Annotated in this window: 24 protein-coding genes; 2 read left to right on the top strand and 22 right to left on the bottom strand. The window is 55.5% G+C overall.

The window, feature by feature from the left end:
- Window positions 1-53: 53 nt before the first annotated feature.
- Window positions 54-1,109 carry a dTDP-glucose 4,6-dehydratase gene (rfbB, locus tag GGD57_RS06735; RefSeq protein ID WP_184468116.1) on the top strand — a complete coding sequence of 352 codons (1,056 nt, stop codon included), beginning with the start codon at window positions 54-56 and terminating at the stop codon, window positions 1,107-1,109.
- A 44-nt stretch (window positions 1,110-1,153) separates the two neighbouring features.
- On the opposite strand, the gene GGD57_RS06740 is transcribed toward rfbB, so the two are convergent.
- The 22 genes from GGD57_RS06740 to rfbA form a co-directional block, all read right to left on the bottom strand.
- Window positions 1,154-2,125 (bottom strand): hypothetical protein, encoded by a 972-nt coding sequence (locus GGD57_RS06740; protein WP_184468118.1) that lies wholly within the window; start codon window positions 2,123-2,125, stop codon window positions 1,154-1,156.
- Window positions 2,122-2,934 carry a class I SAM-dependent methyltransferase gene (locus GGD57_RS06745; protein ID WP_184468120.1) on the bottom strand — a complete coding sequence of 271 codons (813 nt, stop codon included), beginning with the start codon at window positions 2,932-2,934 and terminating at the stop codon, window positions 2,122-2,124. Before GGD57_RS06745 ends, GGD57_RS06740 begins: the two co-directional genes overlap by 4 nt.
- Window positions 2,934-4,067: a CgeB family protein gene (locus GGD57_RS06750; RefSeq protein WP_184468122.1), complete on the bottom strand. Its 1,134-nt coding sequence runs from the start codon at window positions 4,065-4,067 to the stop codon at window positions 2,934-2,936. Before GGD57_RS06750 ends, GGD57_RS06745 begins: the two co-directional genes overlap by 1 nt.
- A gap of 12 nt (window positions 4,068-4,079) precedes the next feature.
- Complete coding sequence (locus tag GGD57_RS06755) at window positions 4,080-5,087, bottom strand: class I SAM-dependent methyltransferase (RefSeq protein ID WP_184468124.1); 1,008 nt, start codon at window positions 5,085-5,087, stop codon at window positions 4,080-4,082.
- Window positions 5,084-5,962: a glycosyltransferase family 2 protein gene (locus GGD57_RS06760; protein ID WP_184468126.1), complete on the bottom strand. Its 879-nt coding sequence runs from the start codon at window positions 5,960-5,962 to the stop codon at window positions 5,084-5,086. Before GGD57_RS06760 ends, GGD57_RS06755 begins: the two co-directional genes overlap by 4 nt.
- Window positions 5,963-5,976: 14 nt before the next feature.
- Window positions 5,977-6,963: a class I SAM-dependent methyltransferase gene (locus GGD57_RS06765; RefSeq protein ID WP_184468128.1), complete on the bottom strand. Its 987-nt coding sequence runs from the start codon at window positions 6,961-6,963 to the stop codon at window positions 5,977-5,979.
- Window positions 6,960-7,826 (bottom strand): methyltransferase, TIGR04325 family, encoded by an 867-nt coding sequence (locus GGD57_RS06770; protein ID WP_184468130.1) that lies wholly within the window; start codon window positions 7,824-7,826, stop codon window positions 6,960-6,962. Before GGD57_RS06770 ends, GGD57_RS06765 begins: the two co-directional genes overlap by 4 nt.
- 1 nt (window position 7,827) lies before the next feature.
- Window positions 7,828-8,682, bottom strand: a complete 855-nt coding sequence (locus tag GGD57_RS06775; protein ID WP_246713572.1) for a hypothetical protein — start codon at window positions 8,680-8,682, stop codon at window positions 7,828-7,830.
- Between the two features lie 8 nt (window positions 8,683-8,690).
- Entirely contained in the window at window positions 8,691-9,323 is a 633-nt protein-coding gene (locus GGD57_RS06780; protein ID WP_064826994.1) for a PIG-L deacetylase family protein, read from the bottom strand.
- A complete protein-coding gene (locus GGD57_RS06785; protein WP_184468135.1) occupies window positions 9,320-10,021 on the bottom strand; it encodes a WbqC family protein in 702 nt (233 codons plus the stop codon). The genes GGD57_RS06780 and GGD57_RS06785 overlap by 4 nt, the downstream gene beginning before the upstream one ends.
- Window positions 10,018-10,983 (bottom strand): glycosyl transferase, encoded by a 966-nt coding sequence (locus tag GGD57_RS06790; RefSeq protein ID WP_184468137.1) that lies wholly within the window; start codon window positions 10,981-10,983, stop codon window positions 10,018-10,020. The genes GGD57_RS06785 and GGD57_RS06790 overlap by 4 nt, the downstream gene beginning before the upstream one ends.
- The gene (locus GGD57_RS06795) at window positions 10,965-11,642 is read right to left on the bottom strand and encodes a cytidylyltransferase domain-containing protein (protein ID WP_184468139.1); all 678 of its coding nucleotides are present in this window, start codon (window positions 11,640-11,642) and stop codon (window positions 10,965-10,967) included. The genes GGD57_RS06790 and GGD57_RS06795 overlap by 19 nt, the downstream gene beginning before the upstream one ends.
- Entirely contained in the window at window positions 11,639-12,655 is a 1,017-nt protein-coding gene (locus GGD57_RS06800) for an N-acetylneuraminate synthase family protein (RefSeq protein ID WP_184468141.1), read from the bottom strand. The genes GGD57_RS06795 and GGD57_RS06800 overlap by 4 nt, the downstream gene beginning before the upstream one ends.
- A 120-nt stretch (window positions 12,656-12,775) precedes the next feature.
- Window positions 12,776-13,846: a radical SAM/SPASM domain-containing protein gene (locus GGD57_RS06805; protein WP_184468142.1), complete on the bottom strand. Its 1,071-nt coding sequence runs from the start codon at window positions 13,844-13,846 to the stop codon at window positions 12,776-12,778.
- A gap of 1 nt (window position 13,847) precedes the next feature.
- Complete coding sequence (locus tag GGD57_RS06810; protein ID WP_184468144.1) at window positions 13,848-14,693, bottom strand: NAD-dependent epimerase/dehydratase family protein; 846 nt, start codon at window positions 14,691-14,693, stop codon at window positions 13,848-13,850.
- Window positions 14,686-15,399, bottom strand: a complete 714-nt coding sequence (locus GGD57_RS06815; protein ID WP_184468146.1) for a nucleotidyltransferase family protein — start codon at window positions 15,397-15,399, stop codon at window positions 14,686-14,688. The genes GGD57_RS06810 and GGD57_RS06815 overlap by 8 nt, the downstream gene beginning before the upstream one ends.
- Window positions 15,392-16,372, bottom strand: a complete 981-nt coding sequence (locus GGD57_RS06820) for an NAD-dependent 4,6-dehydratase LegB (protein WP_184468148.1) — start codon at window positions 16,370-16,372, stop codon at window positions 15,392-15,394. Before GGD57_RS06820 ends, GGD57_RS06815 begins: the two co-directional genes overlap by 8 nt.
- Entirely contained in the window at window positions 16,369-17,688 is a 1,320-nt protein-coding gene (locus tag GGD57_RS06825) for an ABC transporter ATP-binding protein (protein ID WP_184468150.1), read from the bottom strand. The genes GGD57_RS06820 and GGD57_RS06825 overlap by 4 nt, the downstream gene beginning before the upstream one ends.
- Window positions 17,688-18,566 (bottom strand): ABC transporter permease, encoded by an 879-nt coding sequence (locus tag GGD57_RS06830; protein WP_184468152.1) that lies wholly within the window; start codon window positions 18,564-18,566, stop codon window positions 17,688-17,690. The genes GGD57_RS06825 and GGD57_RS06830 overlap by 1 nt, the downstream gene beginning before the upstream one ends.
- Window positions 18,563-19,669, bottom strand: a complete 1,107-nt coding sequence (locus GGD57_RS06835; RefSeq protein WP_184468583.1) for a DegT/DnrJ/EryC1/StrS family aminotransferase — start codon at window positions 19,667-19,669, stop codon at window positions 18,563-18,565. Before GGD57_RS06835 ends, GGD57_RS06830 begins: the two co-directional genes overlap by 4 nt.
- Before the next feature lies 1 nt (window position 19,670).
- On the bottom strand, window positions 19,671-20,045 hold the full coding sequence (locus tag GGD57_RS06840; RefSeq protein WP_184468154.1) for a sugar 3,4-ketoisomerase: 375 nt from the start codon (window positions 20,043-20,045) through the stop codon (window positions 19,671-19,673).
- Between the two features lie 25 nt (window positions 20,046-20,070).
- Window positions 20,071-20,982 carry a glucose-1-phosphate thymidylyltransferase RfbA gene (gene rfbA / locus GGD57_RS06845; RefSeq protein ID WP_184468156.1) on the bottom strand — a complete coding sequence of 304 codons (912 nt, stop codon included), beginning with the start codon at window positions 20,980-20,982 and terminating at the stop codon, window positions 20,071-20,073.
- Between the two features lie 255 nt (window positions 20,983-21,237).
- Here rfbA and GGD57_RS06850 point away from each other — a divergent pair, with 255 nt between their 5' ends.
- Complete coding sequence (locus GGD57_RS06850) at window positions 21,238-22,026, top strand: glycosyltransferase family 2 protein (protein WP_184468158.1); 789 nt, start codon at window positions 21,238-21,240, stop codon at window positions 22,024-22,026.
- The last annotated feature ends 208 nt before the right edge of the window (window positions 22,027-22,234 follow it).

Raw genomic sequence — 22,234 nt, forward strand, 5'->3', positions numbered from 1 at the left:
ACTGGCACAATGAGACTACAGCTTTCTATTTATCAGATGTGCAAGGGGAAAAGATGATCTTGGTGACGGGAGGCGCCGGCTTCATCGGCGCGAATTTCGTGCTCGACTGGCTTGCACTTCATGAGGAGCCGGTGATCAACCTGGATGCCCTCACCTATGCCGGCAACCTGGAGAACCTTGGCGCCATCTGGAATGATCCGCGCCATCTCTTCGTCAAAGGCAGCATCGCGGACTACGATCTCGTCGAAGAACTGCTGCGCTCCCATCGTCCCCGCGCAATCCTCAATTTCGCTGCCGAAAGTCACGTCGACCGATCGATCCATGGACCCGAAGAATTTATCCAGACGAATATCGTCGGCACTTTTCGGCTGTTGGAGGCTGTCCGCGGATTTCTCGCCCTGCAGGATGCAGCCTTCCAAGAGAGCTTTCGTTTTCTCCATGTGTCGACGGACGAGGTCTACGGTTCACTTGCACCCACTGAAGCCGCCTTCAGCGAACATCGCAAATACGAACCAAACAGTCCTTATTCCGCAAGCAAGGCAGCCAGCGATCATCTGGTTCGCGCTTATCATCACACCTATGGCTTGCCGGTTCTGACGACGAACTGTTCGAATAACTACGGTCCCTATCATTTTCCGGAGAAGCTTATTCCCCTGGTCATTCATAATGCGCTGGCAGAGAAACAGATTCCGATCTACGGGGACGGAATGCAAGTTCGCGACTGGCTGTTCGTCAAGGACCATTGCAGCGCGATTCGGCGCGTTCTGGAGAACGGAAGGATCGGAGAGACCTATAATGTCGGCGGCAGAAACGAGCTGACCAACCTATTGGTGGTCAATACGCTCTGCGATATCCTCGACGAATTGAGGCCTCTGCCAAACGGGGCAAGCTACAAGTCACAAATCACTTTTGTGCGAGACCGCCCCGGCCATGATCGCCGCTACGCCATCGATGCGGCCAAAATCGAGCGTGAACTGGATTGGCACCCGAGCGAGACGTTCGATACGGGCATTCGCAAAACGGTCGAGTGGTATCTCGCCAACCAAGCATGGGTCGAGAACGTCACAAGCGGCAGCTACCGCCAATGGATCGAACGTCAGTATCAATAGTCATGCTGACGTCCTTGATTTTCGACCCTCAAGGCTGCACTGCGTCAATAACGCAGGAGGCGGTGCAGGACGCGCTTGACTGCGAATGGAACGTAGCGCTGCGCCCATCTACGCCTCGCGACAGCGGAGGCCTCGCGAAGGCCGCCGGAGAAGCCTGGTGAGATCGTTCTTATTTCCGCGAGCGCTCGCACGAGTGCGGTCTCATAGGCCGCATAGACAGCTTCGGGCTCCCTGCAGACCGAAGTGTAGAATGCGGACAGCCTGTCGAAACCGCCGTCTGCCAGCAATTGAAACTGATGAAAATGATAGAAGATCAACGGCACGCCTTCGACCAATATCTGACCTGAAGCATCCTCGGCGAAATGCAGCTTCTCATAATTCCATGGCGCAATTCCCGCTCCTGGGTGCGCGATAATGTGGCACTTCGGATACAGGACAGGCCACTCGTCCAAATATTTTTGGTCGCCCATTTTGCCGTCTTCGAGGCGATAGTAGCACCACTCAATGCACTGCTCGCGCCAGCGAGCAAGGCAACGCATCCCCTCTTCGTCGCGCCGGAAGCTCACCCATTCTACACAGAAACGACCGTTCACTTCCCTGTCCTGCAGCCGAGGAGCAAAACGGTGCTCGATGATTGCGATCGAACTGTCGCCGATTTCGTCCAGGATCGGGCGGATCGGTGAATAGAATAGCAAGTCAGAGTCGAGATAGGTGATGAAATCGATCTCTGGATGCTGCTGCAGCACGAAGGTTGGAAGACAGGGCGACAAAGTCCAGCAATATTCGGCGACACCGCGCGATTTCTTTGCCTCCAACAGTTCGGGCGTCTCCAGATCGGCGAGTGGGATGCAGGTGATGTGGGATCTATTGAATGCAGTCAGTATCTCCTGCGCCTTCTGATCCATGCAGAGCACAAAAACATGCGCATCTGGACACCACTGGACGAGGCTCTCCATCATCGCCATCCCCTTGATGAGATAGCCGCTGTCGAAAAGGGTGCAGAAGTAATTCGTCATAACGGGGATTGTTTCCTGCACAAATAGGTGCGGTTGGCATTGCCCTTGCTACTGTCACGCGGATCCGCGCTCTCATTTAGCGTAAAGGTGGATTGCACTTCCAGGCCATGAACCCGAAAGCTCTCCAATAGCTCCGGTTCCGAAAAATGGATCTCGATGGTCTCGACGCCATAGGCCTGCTTACGGAAATACTTGGTCGGTTCGCCATAGACGACAGGTGTGCGGTGAAAAATGACGTATTCCTTGGCGACGCGAGCGCTTTCGGCAATCGCCGTTTGAAAGTTCGGAATATGCAACAGGCAGCATCCCGAAACCACGACATCAAACGCATCATCCTTATAGCTGAGCCGCGTTGCATCCTCCACATCGAACGATAGTACTGGATAGAGGCTGCGCGCCATATCGATGAACGCATTGGAATAATCGCAGCCGTGATATCGCAACGGTAGGCCATTTACCTCCAAAACCTCGGAGTAATATCCGCTGGAACAACCGATTTCGAGCAATGAACCGGCAGCCGGCAGATTGTCGATCTTACGGAGCGCAGAGGTAAAAACATCGAATACATCGATGGAAGCGCCACCGCGATATTCCTTCAACTGGCGCTCGACGAGAGCTCTCTGACGCGCAGGCAGATCACTCGCTTTCCAGGATGCAGCCAGACGCGTGCTTTCGCTGTCTCGCCGAGCTGAATCTATTTCGACGTAGTGCGAGGACACCGATGCCGCAGGCATCAGTTGTTCACGCAATCTTTTCAACCGGCGCTTCAACACTGGGAAGCGGTTGAGAGTCGCATGAATAAACGACATCAGCCCCGTTCCTCCAGATGTCTATCAAGAATCGACGCCAACTCGTTCATTCGCGACTTGTAGGTGTGATCCTTCAGTGTCCTAGCCTGACCGGCCTTCGCGATAAGGTCAGCCTCGTCGGGGTGTTCCATGTAATAGCGGATAAGTTCCGCGGCTTCCTGAGGGCTGGAATAGACAACCACTTCCTTGCCGACCTCGAAAATCTCACCGAGATTGTCTTTCCTATCGGTTATGAGCAACGATCCGACACCCGTCGCCTCGTAAAGCCGCATATTGTTGGCATTGTTTTCGGCAACGTTGATATGCCGGTTAAGCGTGATCCGGCTGCGGGCCAGAGCGCGATACATGTCCGGGCCCCAAACTTCGCCGTTATGACGTTTTCGAATTGGAGATGAGCGCGGAAGCGTCCTGGCGCCGTAGCCGAAAAACTGTATCGGCGTGGTATTGGCAAGATGTTCGAGCAGCGGGATCGCCTTGCCATGATGACGGCTTATGCCGCCGACGAAGCTCACGGGTACGTCGCGGGGGACATTCCCGAGAATATCCAGCACCCGGGTATCAAAGCCGATCCGGAAATATTCGGATTTTATGCCCATCTCGTGGAACCGGGGCACAAAATGGGGAAAGGACGTCAGAATGAGATCATAGGGACGCAAAAAGCCGTCCGGCGGCAACGGACAAGCGATCTGGCCCACGATGAGTGGCACCGTCTTTTTCAGCTCAATCAACGCATGAGGTGGGAAAAAGCTGAGATCCTGGCAATAGAGCACATCCGGCTTGAACGCGCGGACGCGCGCCATCGCGACCTCAAGCAAACCGGGGAGTGCCGCCAGGCGCGCCCCGACATAGGGCAACCTGAAAAACCGATGCGGAAGCTTCATCGCCCATGGGCTGAACGGCTCACTGTTCTCTTCTGCCCAGGCCGATTGAAGCGGAACACAATTGCCGATGATATCGAGGACCTCGCAACCCTGGTCCTTCAAGTGGCGTGAATAGAAATCGGACGTCCCGAACGCTGCCTCGAGCAGGGAAGCCGTCTGCTTTTCGGAGGAAGCCGACCTCAAATCCCGATTGCGACGATAATGCATCGTCAGAAATCGGGAATAGTAGGTATCGAACACGGCAATCCGCATGGCGTTAAAATCCTAGTTCCTTGGAGCGGAAAGACGGAGTTCTACCAACAGACTATCGCCCTGCCCCATCGCATCCAGAGCCCGGTTCCCAAATCCCATCATGACACCTGCAAGGCGTGCGCCGCGCGAAACAGCGACGTTGCGAAGTTTTTGAATAAGGCTCGGCGGCATCTGAGAATTGTCGCTTTCCGACCAGGTATTGGACGCCTTTCCTTCCTGGCGCTGCTCCCGCGAGGTCCTGAGCTGAAGCACCGACCAGAGATTGGGAGTGATGGTCCTGATCCGCTCGACATCGTAACCGGATTTCCGCGCAAGCAGAGCAAAAGAAGTTCGATTGAAATGGTTCTGATGGTATGGAATGTGCCAGTTGATCCAGCGCTCCTTCCACAGTTTACGGTGAAAGGAACCCGTATTCGGAAAGGCCAATATGACGCGTCCGCCGCTGTTGAGACGGCCTTTCAGAGCCGCAAGCATCGCGAGCGGATCGGGCACATGTTCGATGACCTGGTTCAGCACGATGAGATCGAACTTCTGGTCGTGGAATGGCACATCATAGATATTGCCGATATGAACGCGTAAGGCATATTTCTCGGCGATCGTTCGCACGTTCGGATCAGCCTCGATCCCCCAGCAGTCGACACCAAGCGTACGCATCTCCAGAAGAGAGAGACACGAGCCGCAGCCGATATCGAGCACCTTTTGCCCCGGCTTGGCAAGATAATGCCCCTGGTTATCGGTCCCGGCTATCCATCGGCGAAATCCGGCGAGCGGTCTTTGGACGAGCGCAGCCTCTTTCTCCAGCGCAACGAAGTCGATCTCACGACGGGGATAATAGTTGCTGTAGAGCGCGGGCAGATCTTCTTCTGTCAGGCGTGGCGCGGTCGACATGTGACCGCAGGAAACGCATCGGTCTATCGCATAAACTCCGGGGCAGCCGTATCGGTCGTCGCTGATCCGCTCGATAAAAGTTCGCATCTTCGATCCGCACGCGATGCATTGCTGATGCTGGCCGCCGCTCATATCATTCCTTCCTTTTGTTTCGCCAATGACCTCCACGTCGAAAACGCGCGGCTACACGAGAAATACGCCATTCGAACAGGTGCGGTCATGCGTTGCACCGGTGTGCCGACAAGCGAATAAAAAATCAGGCGCTGAAACACGTTATGAGGCGAACGCCTACCGAAGAACTGCTTCCACCATGAAAGTCTGGACGTATCATTTCCATATATCGGAGGCGAATAGACGATTGCATTGCTGCTGACAACCAGTGGCACGCCTGCGCGGGCGAAACGCATGGCGATTTCGTAGTCAGCCATGTAGTGCGGCAGAAGCGACGGCCGCATGCCGCCATATTTCCTAAACAGATGCGCAGGATAGAGCGTTCCCCGGCCACTCAACGCATCGACGCGATAGTGGCTGTTGGGCGACCGTTTTTCCGTTTCATTCAATTCCGAGAGCAGGTCCCATACGGCAAGCCTGTTGATGTTGACCTTAGCCCCGATACTGACCAAAGGTGGGTCACGTCCCTCTTCATGGATGACGCTTCCGACCGCGGCGTCACCATTTTCCTTCGACGTTCGGATCAAGGTTTCAATATAATGATCGCCAAACCACGTATCATTATTGAGGAACAGGATGTAATCTTCCGCCTGAGACGACGGAAGCACGCGTTTCAGCCCTTCCTCGATGGCTCCTCCCCACCAAAGATTGCCGTCGCCCCGGATTTCAACCACGTCGCCCTGCGACTGTAGATACTCCGCCGTTCGATCGGTCGAACCGTCGTTGACGACTATCATCCTCAGTTTCGGTGCAATGCTCTGAGCACGCAGAGAAGTGAGAACACGCCTTGTGTGTTCGAGACGATTAAAAACCGGGATCAGGACATACACGATCATTGCAGCGCGAGAACCTATTGCTTCTGAAGCAGGACAAGATGTGTTTGACCCACCAGCTTGTCTTTGGCGCTCTGAAAGGTCGTTGCCATTTGCATTTCCGTGACTCTCTCCCCGAGCCTCTTTAATTCGACATCACGCTCCTTCTGATAGCCGAACAATCGATAAAGGACGCGATCGAGTAGGCTCGGCTTTCGCGGCGGAGGCGGAGGAGCAAGGAAATTACCCAAATAAGATCTATAGTGTGCAAAGCGAAGAGGCTCTTGATGGACCTGCTCCAACTTGAGGGAGAAGAGGGCCTCCATGTTCTTGAAGGCTTTCTTCGAAAAGCCCATTACGTGGTGGGGAGGCATATCGAGAAGAACTTTTTCGGCCTCTGTGAAATATCCTTCCGGATCAGGTACTGCGAACAACAGGTAGCCGCCCGGCCTCAAAAGCCGCAAGGACTGTTCAATGAATTCGCGTGGCGCAGGCAAATGCTCCAGAACCTCGAACGCCGAGACAACGTCGAAACAGCCTTCACCTAGTGTCTCCATCGCCTCGCTGGTAACGTCAAGGCCGATGGCTCTGCAATCGGCAATCGCCTGAGGGTTGAATTCCAAGCCCTTCACGTCGTAGCGATTCTTGATTCGAACGAGGAAGTGGCCTTGGCCGCAGCCGACCTCCAACACCCTCTTTATCCCGTCTAGACCGGCGAGAATTTCCGCCGCGACGTCAAACTCCCATTTGTCCTTCTCGTAATACCAGGAAAAGCGGCTCGAAAGTTCATTATAAAACTCACCGTCTCCCGCCAGCGTCGTTGCGGGGTCGAAAAATCTCAAGTCACAGTCGAAACACCGAAACTGATGCGCTACGCCCTCAATGCCAAGCCGACTGAACGGTTCAAAGCCAAACCCCTTCTGCCAATCCGCTTTCAAAACGTCCACGTCGAACCAGCGGTGCAATCCGATTTGCTTTCCCGCACACAATGGGCAGGATTGGGGATGGTTTTCCAATGAACTCATTCTTTATTCTCGCTGATTTTGGGCGACTGCAGGGCAACATCGTATTGCGAACCGTTCAGCACGAACAAATAACCGGACTCCTGCAGGTTCCGATTTTCTCGATCATTTTCGACCGTGGAACAGGACGCTGGAAATTTTGAGACGAGCGTGTAGCTCGACTCCATGTAATTTAGAAATTTGGATTCACTGAAAATCCACGTCGGTATGACAGCAGAGAATATATCAGCCGATACATGTTGGCGCGTCAGGGCGTCGTCTAGGCAGCCTGAAAACAACGTTCTGTCAAACACAACCATCGGGACCTTTGAAGCTTTTACGGCCTCCAGGATATCGTAAGGCCTCTCGACGTATTGTAGGGAACTAGAGAAAAGGACTATATCCGGGATCTCCGTCGCCAACGCTTGGCGCATATCAGAATAGAAGCTAACTTGGCTATCTCGGAATAGATGTTTTCCTTGTTCAACAAACGTCTGTTGCTCAACGATCACCCAATTGATCTGAGAAACAGCCTGCAGGAAGGGCCGATTTTGGAAAAAGGTCGTGCCGAGCCCACCTCCGAAATCAAGAACGTTAAGCGCGCCGCGCCCATTCGAAGCCCATAAAAGGGCAGTTGCGATCGGGAAAGCATATTGTCTGGTCTCGAACGTAATCGAATCGCGTTCGTAAGCCTTCCGTCCACTCAGGACTTCGGTCGTGCCGTAAGCGACTCTCTGTGCGATGTTCGGATCTGAATAGCCGGGCAAGCCTGCCTTTGCTTCTTCCCAAGTTGGGAATTCACCGATGTAACCGGTTTGGCCTTGAAGGCCGGGTGGATCCCTGGGTTTAAAAAAACGGCGCACCAGCGAAAAGATACGAGCGCGCATATCACTGCACCTTGTCTTGCGAGAGCAGCAGGTTCAGCGGTATCCGTTCGAACTCATCGAGTTCGCCGCCTATCCCTGCATTAATTATGCGGATGCCGTTGGCGGAGGCGATCGTCGCCAGCCGGCGATACTGGCGCCAGAGACGGGCAAGGCTTTGAAATGTGTCGTAGTTAGGGGACAGGATCTTCCCTTCGGAAGTTACCGAGAAATCCGTATCGGCTTGTGTCTTCAAATCGAAGGCATAGGTATAATATCCGCTTCGCCAGCTGTCGTGATCGACGCCGAGCAGGACGATATTTTCGAAGCCCATATGCATGGCGATCATCAAAGCGAGCACCGGAACAGAATCGATCCGTGGTATCGGCTTTGCAATGTCGATAATGGAAGTGTCACTGATTTCGTCGAAACTCGTTCGAAGAGCTACGTAGTGCACTTTACGACCGGCAAACAGTTTGCGCTCGGCGACGATGCCGGCTTCGGTTTCGTTCAGAAACAGGTCTGCCTCACCAAGATTTTCATGCATCTCGGTAAACCAGCGCGCAACCTGATCCTCAGTCATGGTGCCATAGGTTATCTGCGGAACGACATGGTATTTCGGTGCGAAGCGCATAAAGCCGGCATGAAGATAACCATTCGATACGCTTATTACGGTCTCCCCTTCAAGCACCGTCAGATCCAAGGCCTTCACACTAGGACCGTTACCCACGATAAAGCAGCGCCGGCCCTGATGACGTCCCGCCAGCTTTCGATTGGCCTTCAAAGTCTGCAGAATGGGTCCGGAGAGTTCGGCCCGCTGTTTATGTCTGCGCCTCAATTCATGCACGCCGTATGGAAGCAGCATGGAGGCGAAGGTCATGACCTTCTTCAAGGCTGAAGCCACTTCACCACCTCGAAGACTTCAGCGTATTTGACACCGATGCGCTGGCCGGCGTTCTCGGCTTCATTGCGGAAGAAGCTCACCCATTTCCGCCCGGTGCGCTCCATCTCGGATTCATGGGCAAGGATCGCTTTTTCCTTCTGATCCCAATGGGCGGTAATGTCGACGTAGAAATTCCCCCGGAAATCGACGGTCGAATGATACCAGTTGCTGCGATACATCAGCAGGCGGGGCACATGGCGGCAGCTGTGCAGCGATGCGCGCGACAGTGCCAGGTGGTCATGGTGGATGTCGCCGACCCAGTGCGTATAGACCATATCGATCTTCAGATCCTGCACCAGCTTGAGGATCTCGATATTCAGCGGGTCGACGAACTCGATCTGGAGCGTCTTGAACTCGCCGCAGAACATCTTGTGGACGCCGAGGATTTCCATCGCAGCATCCGCTTCCGCTCTGGCGACCTGGCTGCTGCGCACGGACTGGTCATATTGGTTGGAAAAGCCGGATACGGTCGCGACATAGACGTAAACGGTGTCGCCGTTTGCTGTGTGGCGCGCCAATGCACCACCGCAGCCGAGCTCAACGTCGTCAAAATGGGCACCGATCGCGAGAATATTCATTTGCAACTCCAGAGCAGGTCACGCGTGCCTGCAATACCACAATTCAGCAGTGTGTCGAGAATACTGAGATAGGGAATGAAATCGCCGAACGGCTGTGGATAAACCGGATGGACGAATTGCTGCCATTCGATCTCGATTCCGGCTGCCGCAAACAGTTCCGGCCGCATATAGTCGCGCGCGCCGAGACCCGAGAGATAACGCGTCGCTCCCACTTTGCCCAGCAATTCGACAAGCAACTCGTTCCTGTGACCCTCGGGGCTTAGAGTGCTCGATTGCACCATCGGCATGGTGATTTCAAGCATATCCAGAATACCGTCGAGGAAATGCATATTGAAATCGGCCAAGAGGTCGAACCGCTTGCCGTAAAGGGCTTCGATGCGGGGAAAGACTTCGCTCCAGCCGGCGGACTTGCGATAGTTTTCACGCAGCAGCGAAAGGTTCTGGTCTATCCATCCGGTGCCGGGTGCCAGTTCCACCGCATTGATCGGTGTACCGAAGCTTGGCTTTCTGATTCCGACGGTGAGCCAGCGGTCGCCTTGTGCCGTCTTTATCTTGTCACGGTGCGTCCAGCTTTTGCTCGTGCCGTGGACGAACTGAACGTGATCCAGAACGATGTAGAGGTCGGCATTCAGGAAACGCTGAAAAAAGCCTAGATAGGATGCAAAATCCGGTTGATGGATCACCACTGTCAGGGTCATGCAGCCAATCTTTCCAGCAAATCAGCGACTCGGCCAACCCCGCCAAGGTCGACCTTGGTCATGGCGGTCTCACTCATGCTCCTGATGGGAATTGCCTTTTCCAGGATGCCGAGATCAAAAGCGGAGTGATGACCGGCGAAAAACGCTGCTCCAAGCTCCTCGAGCGCCCGACCGACCGGGATTTCAAAAGGCTCGTTTGCGACCACGATGCAGGGCAGACCGGCCGCACACGCTTCGAAGGGTGTGAGACCGCCCCCGGTAATCGCCAGATCGTGCCCGTACATCTCCGCCGCAAGCGACGGCACCTGGTTCAGCAATCTGAACCGATCCGGCGCAGCCGCCGCGACGACCTCTTCAAGCTCCGCCATGTGCTGGAAGCTCGGGCCTGTTACGATGGTGACAGGAAAGGGCTTTCTGCTCAGCCATCTGGCGACGCGAACCGTCACTCCGTAAGTATCGGCGCCGCCGAGCGTGACAAGTATCGATGCAAGCTTTTCCCGAACTCGGCGATACCTGGCGATTTCGGGATTGAGTATCATGTACTCCACCCCCAGCCGCACATCCCTGCCTTTGAGACCCTCCGTCTTCTCGAACAGGAGAGCGCAGATATTCAGGTCCGCAAGTGCCGCGCCATCACCACGATCATCAAAGGTAACAAGCTTGGCGCCCAGGCGCTTGATCGTCTCGCTATGGAACCGCTGCGTATTGAGGCGGTCGTTGATCCAGACCGGAGACGGAGCAGAGGCGTCGAGAAAATCCTTCTCCCATCCCGTTACGGCGGCGAGCTCATAAAGCGCCAGGTCAAACCCGCGCTCCCGGATGATTCTCAACGAATTCGGATGGTCGTTCGCCAAAAAACGGATCCGATAACCGCGTGAACGCAATTCGGTGGCGAGCGTCAGCGACCGAAAGAGATGACCCATGCCGCGTGCATGTGAACTTTCTATGCAGAAGACGAACATAGTCTGATCGCTTCTTCCGTCCCGAGCCAATTTCCACCCGCCTGCGCTGCGAGCGCACGGGCGCGGCTCCAATCTTCCTCAGTATCCACCGTCAGGCGCAGCGCCGGAGAAATCTTGGCCGAGGGCACATCGAGCTGACCGATCTTGAACAGTTCGGGCCGATCGGTGAAGTATTCATTCACGTGTTCGCGATGGTGCGGCAGCTTCCCCTCGCGGTGGCTGCGCGATAGGGCTTCGAAGGTAAATATCTCGGCGCCGACGCCGATAGGCAACTGGCCAAAGGCATGTGTGTAATCGAATCCCTGCTTTTGGTGCAGATCGATCAGCCTCTCGAGTTCTTCGATGTCGGTGAAAGGATTATCTGCGGTCAACCGCACGATATCCGACATCCCAAGCGATTTCGCGCATTGAAAATAACGATCGAGAACATCGGTTTCGTCGCCGCGAAAGCAACTGACGCCATGCTCAAGGCACCAGCCTTCGATAACATCGTTCTCGCTGGCGGACGATGTCGCAACGACAACCTTGGCCGGGCGCTTCAACATCTGAAGCCGATCAAGGACATGTCCGAGAAGCGGCTTTCCGGAAATGTCGCGAAGCACTTTTCCCGGCAGCCGCGTCGATCCCATCCGCGCCTGGATAACGATCCCAAGCGTCACGCCAGATCGCTCCAATGGAGAACCGCGTCGCCGTCGAGATCCTTAACCAGTCGTCGCCCGGCAAGAGTTTCGAGATGTTTAGGTTCTATCCCCGTCCCCGGCCGTTTGACCGAGATGTCGCCGGCGGAGATGACATGGCCAGCTTTGAGCGGTCGGCTGACAACGATGCTCTTGCGGTTGTTCAGCCTGGTCGTCGCCTCGCTTGCAGCCGGTTCTTTGCGGCCGCTGCCTTTCATGATCTCGAAGGCGCGGATCGCATCCACAAGCCATTTCATTTCCGCCGGATCGGCCGAAAGCATGTGGTCGGGACCGTCGGCGGCTTTGTCGTAGGTGAAATGCCGCTCTATCACGCGGGCACCCATTGCCGCCGCACAAAGGCTTGCGACAGGCGTCAGCGTATGGTCGGAATAACCAACGTCGAGATCCGGAAACGTCTCCATCATCGTCTGCATCGCCCGCAGGTTCACATTTTCCGGATGCGTCGGATAACTCGTGATGGCATGCAGCAGAATGAGCTTGTCGTTGCCAGCTTCCTTGATTGCGGCAACGGATTCCCGAACTTCGTCTAGTGTGGACATGCCCGTCGACAGGATGATCGGCTTGCCCGTCTTTGCCAGATAGCGAAGAAAAGGAATGTTGACCGCGTCGTCCGAGCCCACCTTATGGGCCCCAACTCCGCATCTCTCCAGGAGATCGACATCCGTCTCGTGCGAAGGAGACGAAAACCAATCCAGCCCGCGCTCCTCGGCATAGCGGAAAACGGCCTCATGCAGTTCGTGGCTGATTTCATATTTACGGAAAAGTTCGAACTGCGAGGTAACGCCGGTGTTTTCCATGTCAAACATGGCATTCCGGCTCGACAGTGTTTCTGCCCGGTAAGTCTGGAGCTTGACAGCATCGACCCCTGACGCCTTTGCCTCGTCAATCAGGAGCTTTGCCTGATCGAACGTTGTAAAGTTGCCGCCGATCTCGGCTATGATATAGCAGCGATCAGGCCGATAGTTGCGGAACATCTGTTACTCCCTGTAATCACGACCGGCAATTTGCCTCGCGCCCTTGGCAGCATGGCCTTTGCCCCAGGCCCGATAAATGTCGACCTGAAAAGGTTGCCGCTGCGCGCGTATTTCAGCCGATTATCGCCCGATTTCCTGGTTCCGATCGACATAATTCCGGACAATGACCTGTCTGCCGCAAATCTGAGCGGTTTCGTCATTGGTCTCTCTCGGCAGGTAGCACCTGCGGCAGACCTCGCTTTTCAGGAAACCCTGCGGTTCCTTGTGCAGCGCGCGCACCGCGTTCATTTTTTCCCCGTGCCATATCTGGTGCACGGTTTCGGTGTTCGCATCGCCGATAACCTCACGGTTCTCCTCGTCGTTCGAGCACTTCATGACCAATCCGTCGGCACCGATTACTAGGCGCTGGTATTGCTGCGGGCAGGTGAAGTTGTTGAGATAGGCGATATCGGAATCTTTGCCGAGATAATCGATCAGCGGATTGAAGGCGACGAGATCCACATGAGGCGCGAAGGTCTCGTAATAGAGATCAGGATTTTCCCGGATCGCCGGCCAAATGCCCTGCACCTTGATGACAGGACGATGGAGACCGCGCTCATCCTTGTATTTCTTTATGTCCTTGATCTTGTCGAGCAGAGCCTGGAACTTGATCGGCTTGCGGATCTTCTCATAGGTCTCACCGGTGCCGTCGATAGAAACGGTGATCCAGTCGATACCGGCATCGACGAGCTGGGCGAAATAGTCTCTGTTGAGCTTAAAACCATGCGTGAGGGTCGAGACTTCCTTGATCCCGTGGTCCTTGGCATAGCGCACACAGTCCGCGAAACGCTTGTGCAACGTCGCCTCGCCGCGCAGCGACAGACGGATCGCAGGAACCTTGCCGCCGATCTCATCGATGATGCGGCAATAAAGGTCCCAGTCCATCCGGGTCGTGTTAACGCTCTTCTTGAACTCGTCGCTGATCGTATAGCACATCGGGCAACGCAGATTGCAGATCGACGCCAGCTCGAGATCGACGAGCAGCGGGTAGTCCGAAACCTGCTGGTTCAGGGCATATTCCGACCACTTGCGACGGTAATCCGCGTATTCGGCTTCCCATCCCTCGCCACGGAACCTGTCGAACGCGGCTTCGCGCTCGTCCGTGTCCATCGAGTAGTTGCCCTTGTTGATCGGAACGTAACGCTCGTTCAATTTACGACTCCTTCATCATCACGCCGATGCCGGCCGGCAGATCCCACTCCGGCTGCCATCCAAGAACGGCGCGAGCCCGCGTAATATCCGCCCGCACGTCAGGTATTTCATTCCGCCGAACAGCGCAAGACGACACAACAGGTAGATCAGTGCCGGCCGCCTTCTGCAAGATATCGATGATTTCCTGCACCGAATACGACGTTCCCGACCCGATATTGATGCAGTGGTAGCCTTCGGCCACGTCCATGGCTTTGGCGAAGGCGCTCAGGACATCGTCAACGAAGACATAGTCCCGCCGCGGGCTGAGGTCCATGACCTGTATTTCCTGCTTCGTTCGTATCTGATGCAGAAGCGTCGGTATCAGAAATTCCAGGCGCTGCCCAACCCCATATATATTGAAAAGGCGCAATACCACCACCGGTATTTGCTCGTATGTGACAGCGAACTCGCAGAGTTGTTCGGCAAGATATTTGGAAAGCGCGTAGGGGTTATTCGGCTTGACCGGATCGCTTTCGTGGATCGGCAGCCGTTCCGGCACCCCATAAACATAGGCGCTTGCGAAGACGAGTTTGGCCTTGTGCCGCTTGCACCAGTTCAAAGCATGCTGCGTACCGAGAACATTGGCGGCGGTGAAGCTCGGGCCTTGTGTCCAGCTATCTGGAACGAATGTCCTGCCGGCAAGATGAAACAGCGTGCGCGCGGCCGGAAGATCCTGCCAAAGGCGCTCTTCGCTTATGTCCCCCTGCGTTCGGTCAAGCGCAAGCACGTCAACGCCGGCCCGTTCAAGCCGCTCCACCAGACGCCTCCCGAGAAAGCCGCCCGCACCGGTGACAATGGCATCAACCATTCAAGAACCTGGATTTCATGGTTTCGAACTCTTCGATCGCCAATGCATAATCGTCGGGGCGTCCGATATCGAGCCAGTAGCCTTGAAAATCGCGCACCGTGGCCGGTTTGCCTGCCGCCAGGAGATCGAGCATCAACTGGTCAAAGCCGTAGGCACCGCGTTGCGGTATATGTTCGACGGCCGCCGCAGACACCATGTAGACGCCCATACTGACCTTATACTCGGCCGTCGGCTTCTCCCGGAAGCCGGTCAGGCGTCCTGCCTCGTTGGTATCAAGAACGCCGTAGTCTATGCGGTGCTGCCGCGTCTTGGACGAGATCGTGAAGATGTTGCCGTCACGGACATGGGTATCGTGAAAATCGGCATAGTTGAGATCCGTCAGGATGTCGCCGTTCATCACCAGGAAATTCTCCGGCAGATCCTTGATCAACCGGAGCGGTCCCATCGTGCCAAGCGGCTCGTCCTCGAGCGAATAGTCGATGCGTACGCCCCACTTATCGCCATCCTGGAAAAACGCCTTGATCAATTCCGCCTGATGGTTGACGGCAAGCGTTATGTGCTGAAATCCGCCCGATATCAGCTGTCGAATGATGACCTCGAGAATAGGATAATCGCCGATCGGCATCAAAGGTTTTGGAAGGACGACGGTATAGGGCCGCAACCGCGTTCCCATTCCCCCCGCCAGAATGACTGCGCGTCTAGACATTGAAAATATCCGCCTTATACCGCGCCAGATTCTGCGGCTGACGCAGCCATTCGATCGTTGCCTTCAGGCCATCTTCCACGCTGTAACGCGGCGAAAATCCGGTCAGGGACCTGATCAGGCTGTTGTCGCAGCAGAGGCGTTCCACTTCGCTGTTTGCCGGCCGCAAACGCTGTTCGTCGCATTCGATCTCGACGCTGATGCCGATGATGTCGGCGATCAGTTGAACGGTATCGCCGATCGAGATCTCGCTGCCGGAGCCGATATTGACCGTCTGCCCGATCGCTTGGTCGCAAGCCGCGAGCGCCAGAAAGCCGTCGCATGTATCCTGCACGAAATTGAAATCCCGCGTGGGTGAGAGCGCACCGAGTTTCAAGGTCGTCCGTCCGCTCAGAAGCTGCGAAATCACGGTCGGAATAACCGCCCTTGCCGATTGTCTCGGGCCAAAGGTGTTGAAAGGCCGTGCGATGGTCACCGGCAGATCAAAGCTCGAATGATAGCTGTAGGCGATCGCATCGGCGCCGATCTTGGAAGCCGAATAGGGCGACTGCGCCTGCAGCGGGTGGCTTTCGCTGATCGGCACAAAACGCGCCGTGCCGTAGACTTCGCTCGTCGAAGTCTGGATCACCCTTCCGACACCGGCGTCGAGAGCCCCTTGAAGGACGTTCAGCGTCCCATGCACATTCGTATCGATGTAGCTTGAGGGTGCCTGATAGGAATAGGGAATGGCGATCAGAGCGGCGAGATGAAAGATCGTGTCGACACCTCTAGCGACGGCGCGCATCTGCGCGGGATCGCGGACGTCCCCAAGGACCACCTCGAAATGGCCGCGATATTCCGATTGGTCCAGCCAGCCCCAGCTGGAAAACGAGTTGTATTGGCAAAGGGCACGGACTTCGACGCCCGATCTGACCAGAGTCTCGACAAGATGCGAACCGATAAACCCATCTGCCCCGGTGACAAGCGCTCTCTTCATTTCAAAACACCCTCAGAATCACGCAGGAAAAGCTTCTCCACTTCCCAAGGCAGCTGGATGGCCGAAATCGACGGCTTCCGTTGCTGACCCAGCATCTGGATAATTCCGACATTGTCCTCCACGTCGAACCGGATACCCTCGGCGACGGAATATATCGAGAACCGGCTCGATATGCCCAGCCGCACGTAGAACGTGCCGGTGTTGAGAAGACATCCGGGAAATTTGACGCGGGCTCGATAATAACCGGCTGGCCGGGCGTCGAGGCGCCCGACGTCGAGCTCGGGATCGGAAAGGCTGACGAGGGGCGTATAGCCATCCTCCATCATGATCTGCATTCCGACCGAGAGGCCGGAGAGAGGCTCCCTCAACTCGTATTCGACCTCGACGGAGAAGCCCTTGGACAGTTCCACCGTTCCGGAAACCTCGTCCTTCTCGTTCAGTACCGCAACACGGCATATGACCGCCTTTCCATCGACGTCCTCGGGATTGACCGAGTAAATTGCCGTGCCGCCGAATTCCGGTCGGTCGAGATAGGCTTTTATCACATCGGCGGTATCGCCCATCGCAGCGACTTTGCCGTCGGCCATCAGGATCGATTTCGGGCAGATGCTGCTGATCGCCGTCATGTTGTGGCTGACAAAGATAATCGTTCGGCCAGCCTTCGTGACTTCCTGCATGCGCCCCATGCATTTATTCTGGAAGTTGACGTCGCCGACGGCCAATACCTCGTCGACCAAGAGTATTTCCGGCTCGAGATGCGCCGCGACGGAGAAGGCCAGGCGGACATACATGCCCGACGAATAGCGCTTCACCGGCGTGTCGATAAATTCGCCGATTTCGGCAAACTCGACGATTTCATCGAATTTCGATCTGACCTCGGCACGGCTCATGCCCAGGATGGCGCCGTTGAGATAGACGTTCTCTCGGCCGGTGAGTTCTGGATGAAAACCCGTGCCAACCTCAAGCAGGCTGGCAATTCTGCCTCGTATCCCTATGAAGCCCGAATTAGGCATGGTGATACGCGACATCACCTTCAACAGCGTGGATTTTCCGGCGCCGTTCCTGCCGATAATCCCGACGATCTCGCCGTGCCCGACCTCGAAAGAGACGTCATCCAGCGCGTGGAAGATGTCTCCCTTCAGCCGCGACTGCGCGCCGCGGTCGGACGTATGATCGGATACCGAAACGTTCGGATCCGGAAGGTTGCGCCACTTCGCCCACCAACTCTGAAGGTCGCGATAGAGAGTGCCGTGATTGATCACGCCAAGACGATATAGCTTGCTGACGTGCTCCGCTCGAATAACGATATCGTTCATCAGACGGTATCCATCGCGTTGGCTTCCGCGCGCGAAAAAAGTGCCAACCCACATAGGGTGATCGCCATCGTCACAGCAAGATTGGCGAGGCAAAGACCGACGGGCAAGGCGGGAGCGTCAAAAAGCGCCCAGCGGAAGGTTTGAACCGGCGTGGTCATTGGATTGATGTAATAAAACCAATGATACCGTTCCGGGATCTGGCTGAAGGGGTACACGATTGGCGTACCATACATCCAGAGCTGCGTCATGAACCCGACGGCGTAGACAAGATCTCGGAAACGCACCGTCAGCGCCGAAACGACAAGCCCCGCACCGATGCCCAGCACGGCGATATAGAGCAGCACCAGCGGCGTCAGAAACAGGAACCAATAGTTCAGGGTCAGATCGGGATTGGCAATTTTCAGGCCAATGGAAACCGTCAACAAGAGCAGGAACTGGATCGCAAAGGCGACAAGGCCGCTCATCGCAACAGACAGTGGCACCACAAGCCTCGGAAAATAAACCTTTCCGAACAGATTGGCGTTCTTCGAGAAGACCTCGGAGTTATTGGTCAGACAGGCGGAAAAATAGCTCCAGATGATGGTGCCCGACATGTAAAACAAGAAGGGCGGGAGGCCATCCGTGGAAAGATTGGCGATTTTTCCGAACACGACATAATAGGTCATCGCCGTCAGTGACGGCTGAATGATGTACCAGACAGGCCCGAGAATGGTCTGTTTGTAAAAGGTCGTGAAGTCCCGCTTGAAAAACATCCAGACGAGATCGCGATATTGCCAGACAAGGCTGAGATCCGGCGTATTGCCCTTCGAAGGCTTGATAACGATATCCCAATCGTCATCCTCACGCGCCGAGACCGATCCTTTCAGATGTTCTGTCATGCCGACAACTTCAGCTTCTCCGGGAGCGCCGCAAGAAGGCTGCAGACGCGCTCGATCTCATCGCTGCTATGCCCGGCCGAAATCGGCAGGCTCAGCTCGGTGGCATGCAGCTCATCGGCAATGGGATAATCGCCGGAAAGAATACCTTGCATTGCCTTCTGCCTATGCGGCGCGATCGGATAATGTATCTCGGTCTTGACCCCGTTATCGAGTAGCCACTGGCGCAATTCGTCGCGAGCCGGGTGACGTATCCCGAAAATATGAAACACGTCATACTCGGCAGGTCGACGAAGCGGTTGCGCGAGCCATTTGGGCAGATTGGCAAAATAGATGCCGGCCAGTGCCCGCTTATGTTCAGTCACCTGATCGAGGTAACGCAGCTTGACCCGCAGGAATGCCGCCTGCATCTCATCCAGTCTGGAATTTACACCGATATAGACGTTCTCGTATTTTTTCTTCGAGCCATAATTGCGCATGTGCCTCAAGCGATCTGCAAATTCGTCATCATCCGTGACGATCGCGCCCGCATCTCCGAGAGCTCCAAGATTCTTGGTCGGGTAGAAGCTGAAGCAGCCGGCAATTCCAAAGGTGCCGGTCAACTTGCCATCATAGCGCGCACCATGAGACTGCGCGCAATCCTCGATCACCTTGAGACCATGCTCGCTTGCAAACGCGGCGATCTCGGTCATCCGACAGGCTTTGCCGAAAAGATGCGTTACGCAGATTGCCCGCGTCTTGCGTGTGAGCGCCGCAAGAAGGCGCTCCGGATCGATATTGAAGGTTTCGCGTTCGGGCTCTACCAGAACGGGTTTGTGGCCCGCACGAAGAATTGCCAGAATAGTGGCTATATAGGTATTGGAGGCGACCATGATCTCGCTGCCTTTCGGCAGATCGAGCGCTTCGATCGACAGGATCAGCGCATCCAGACCATTGGCTACGCTTACGCAATGCTTGCTTTCCGCAAAGGCCGCGAATTCAGCTTCGAATGAAGAGACCTCATTCCCAAGTATGTACCACCCGGAACGAATGACACGGGAAGCAACCGACTCCAACTCTTCCATCAGCGCGCGGTTGGCCTGCGCAAGACTTTCATACTCAATCATCTCAGAGCCGTTCATAGGGGGTGTCGATGTAGTCATCCTTATCATATCCGCGAGAGGCAAAAACGAGCAGGATTGAACCGGGACCGAAGGTCATTTCATGCCAGTCCCTTGGCTCTACCAGCAGGCACTGGTCCGGTGACGACAAGGTAATCTCTTCGCGGGCTTTTCCATCGTCCATCAAAACCATCACGCTTCCCGAAAGCGCCACCAACGCCTGTCGAGTCTGGTGATGACGATGACCACCGCGTGTATGTCCGTCGGCTCCATAGATCCAGAAGCTTCGAACAACCGGAAATGGCAGTATTCCGTCCATGACGGTCAGCGCGCCTCGTCCGTCGGACATCGTCTTTAACGTAAGCAGGGTAAAAGCAGACAAGATTGGTTTTCCAGTTTTTGCCGGTTCAGCCGGGTGGGAAATGCGGAGCTGGCTCACTCACCAGGCTGATGAGGTATCGACCGTAAGAACTCTTTTCAAGTGGAGCTGCCAGCCTCAGCAATTGCTCGGCATCTATGTATCCCAAATGAAAGGCGATTTCTTCGGGGCAAGCAATCTTCAGCCCCTGACGCCGCTCGATGGTGGCAATGAACTGGCTGGCTTCAAGGAGAGAATCATGCGTGCCCGTGTCGAGCCAGGCATGCCCTCGCCCCAGGACGGCAACATTCAGCTTTCCGGCCGATAAATAATGCCGATTGATGTCGGTAATTTCGGTTTCACCGCGCGGCGAGGGTTTCAAACTGCCAGCAATCTCAATCACGTCATTGTCGTAGAAATACAGACCAGTCACAGCGTAGGAAGAGCGGGGCTTGGTGGGTTTTTCCTCCAGGCTGAGGACTTTGCCCTGACCGTCAAACTCCACCACCCCATACCGTTCGGGATCGTGAACCTTATACGCAAAGATTGTCGCTTCGTCCGACCTTTCGGAAGCTGCGGATAAATCATGAGTCAAGAGGTTGCCGTAGAAGATATTGTCTCCAAGCACGAGCGCGGTGGACTCTCGCCCGATGAATTCCCTGCCGATCGAGAATGCCTGGGGAATTCCTTCCGGCGCGGCCTGCACAGCATATTGAAGGTTCAGTCCCCACTGGGCGCCGTCACCAAGCAATTGTTCAAAACGCGGCGTGTCCTGCGGCGTCGAGATGATCAAGATATCCTGGATTCCCGCAAGCATTAGCGTCGACAGCGGATAATAGATCATCGGTTTGTCAAAAACCGGAAGAAGCTGCTTCGAAATGGCGAGGGTCGCGGGGTGGAGCCGAGTGCCCGACCCCCCGGCGAGCAAGATGCCTTTGCGCAGCTTTTTCTTAGAAGACAAGAGACCTCCTGCAACTTGGTAAATCCGCGCGCGTTCACGAGCCTGTCGTGATGACGATCGCTGTTCGACACTGCTCACTACAGATAGATCGACCTGTATGCAATGCACTTACCGAAGCGAGAACTAGCGTAATCGTCTATCAATCAGGCATTGATCAAAGATAATCTGCAGTAGTGGATTGCGACGCCGCCCTTCCGTCTGCTACGGGTCGGTCAGATTTCGCCTCTTAGAATTTTGAGCAAGACACCCGTCAAAATGGCCACAGACACAGCCGATCCACGTCCGCCCCGGATAAGCCTTATCACTGTTTGCTGGAACGCAGAGCAGACCATTGCCGATGCGCTGAGGTCCATCGACGCTCAAACCTACCGCAATTTCGAGCACATCATTATCGACGGTGGCTCTAGCGATTCCACGCTCGCCATTATCGCTGCGGCGCCGGCGGAGAACCGGCGTGTACTTTCGGGACGGGACGGAGGTATCTATGAAGCGATGAACAAGGGGATTGGCCTTGCGAGCGGCGAGATCATCGGATTCTTGAATGCGGATGACACCTTCGAAAGCAGCGGCTCGCTCAAAACGGTGGCGGCTGCGCTGGAAGACGAAGCCTATGACGGCTGCTATGGCGATCTCATCTATGTTTCCAACCAGCATACCGACCGCAAAGTCCGTTATTGGAAATCCTGTGCGTTTCAACCCGGTTCCTTTGCGCGCGGCTGGTGCCCGCCGCATCCGACATTCTATGTTCGGCGTCGCATCTATGACCGGTTCGGGATGTTCGATCTGCGTTATCGGCTGGCAGCCGACGTCGAGTTGATGATGCGATTTCTGGAAGTCGGGCGCATCAAAACCATTTATATCCCCCGCGTGTTGGTCAGGATGCGCCTGGGGGGCGCGACAAACAAAAACGTCCAAAACATATCGCGTCAGAACAAGGAAGTGCTGCGCGCGCTTGCCGGCCATGGCCTCAAGGTCTCGGTCCCTGTGTTCTGGGCATCGAAGCTCGTAAACCGCCTCGGTCAGTTCCTGACACGAAATCGGTAGCAGCGGACTTGCCGCGTTGGATTTCATGCGGCATCTGCAGCCGCTTTGCGAACTTGATGTCCACTTTGCGAATAATCCTGCCCGCATCCGGGCTGCGATGCAGAAGCATTAACGCATATGCGCTTAAATCGATCGCGCAAGGCCAGACGTCCGACAGGCTGCCTGTCCGCGACTTGATTTAAGTCAGAGACGCAACCGATCGGTCTGC

This window comes from Rhizobium esperanzae (genome assembly GCF_014197615.1).
GTDB classification, from domain to species: Bacteria; Pseudomonadota; Alphaproteobacteria; order Rhizobiales; family Rhizobiaceae; genus Rhizobium; species Rhizobium esperanzae_A.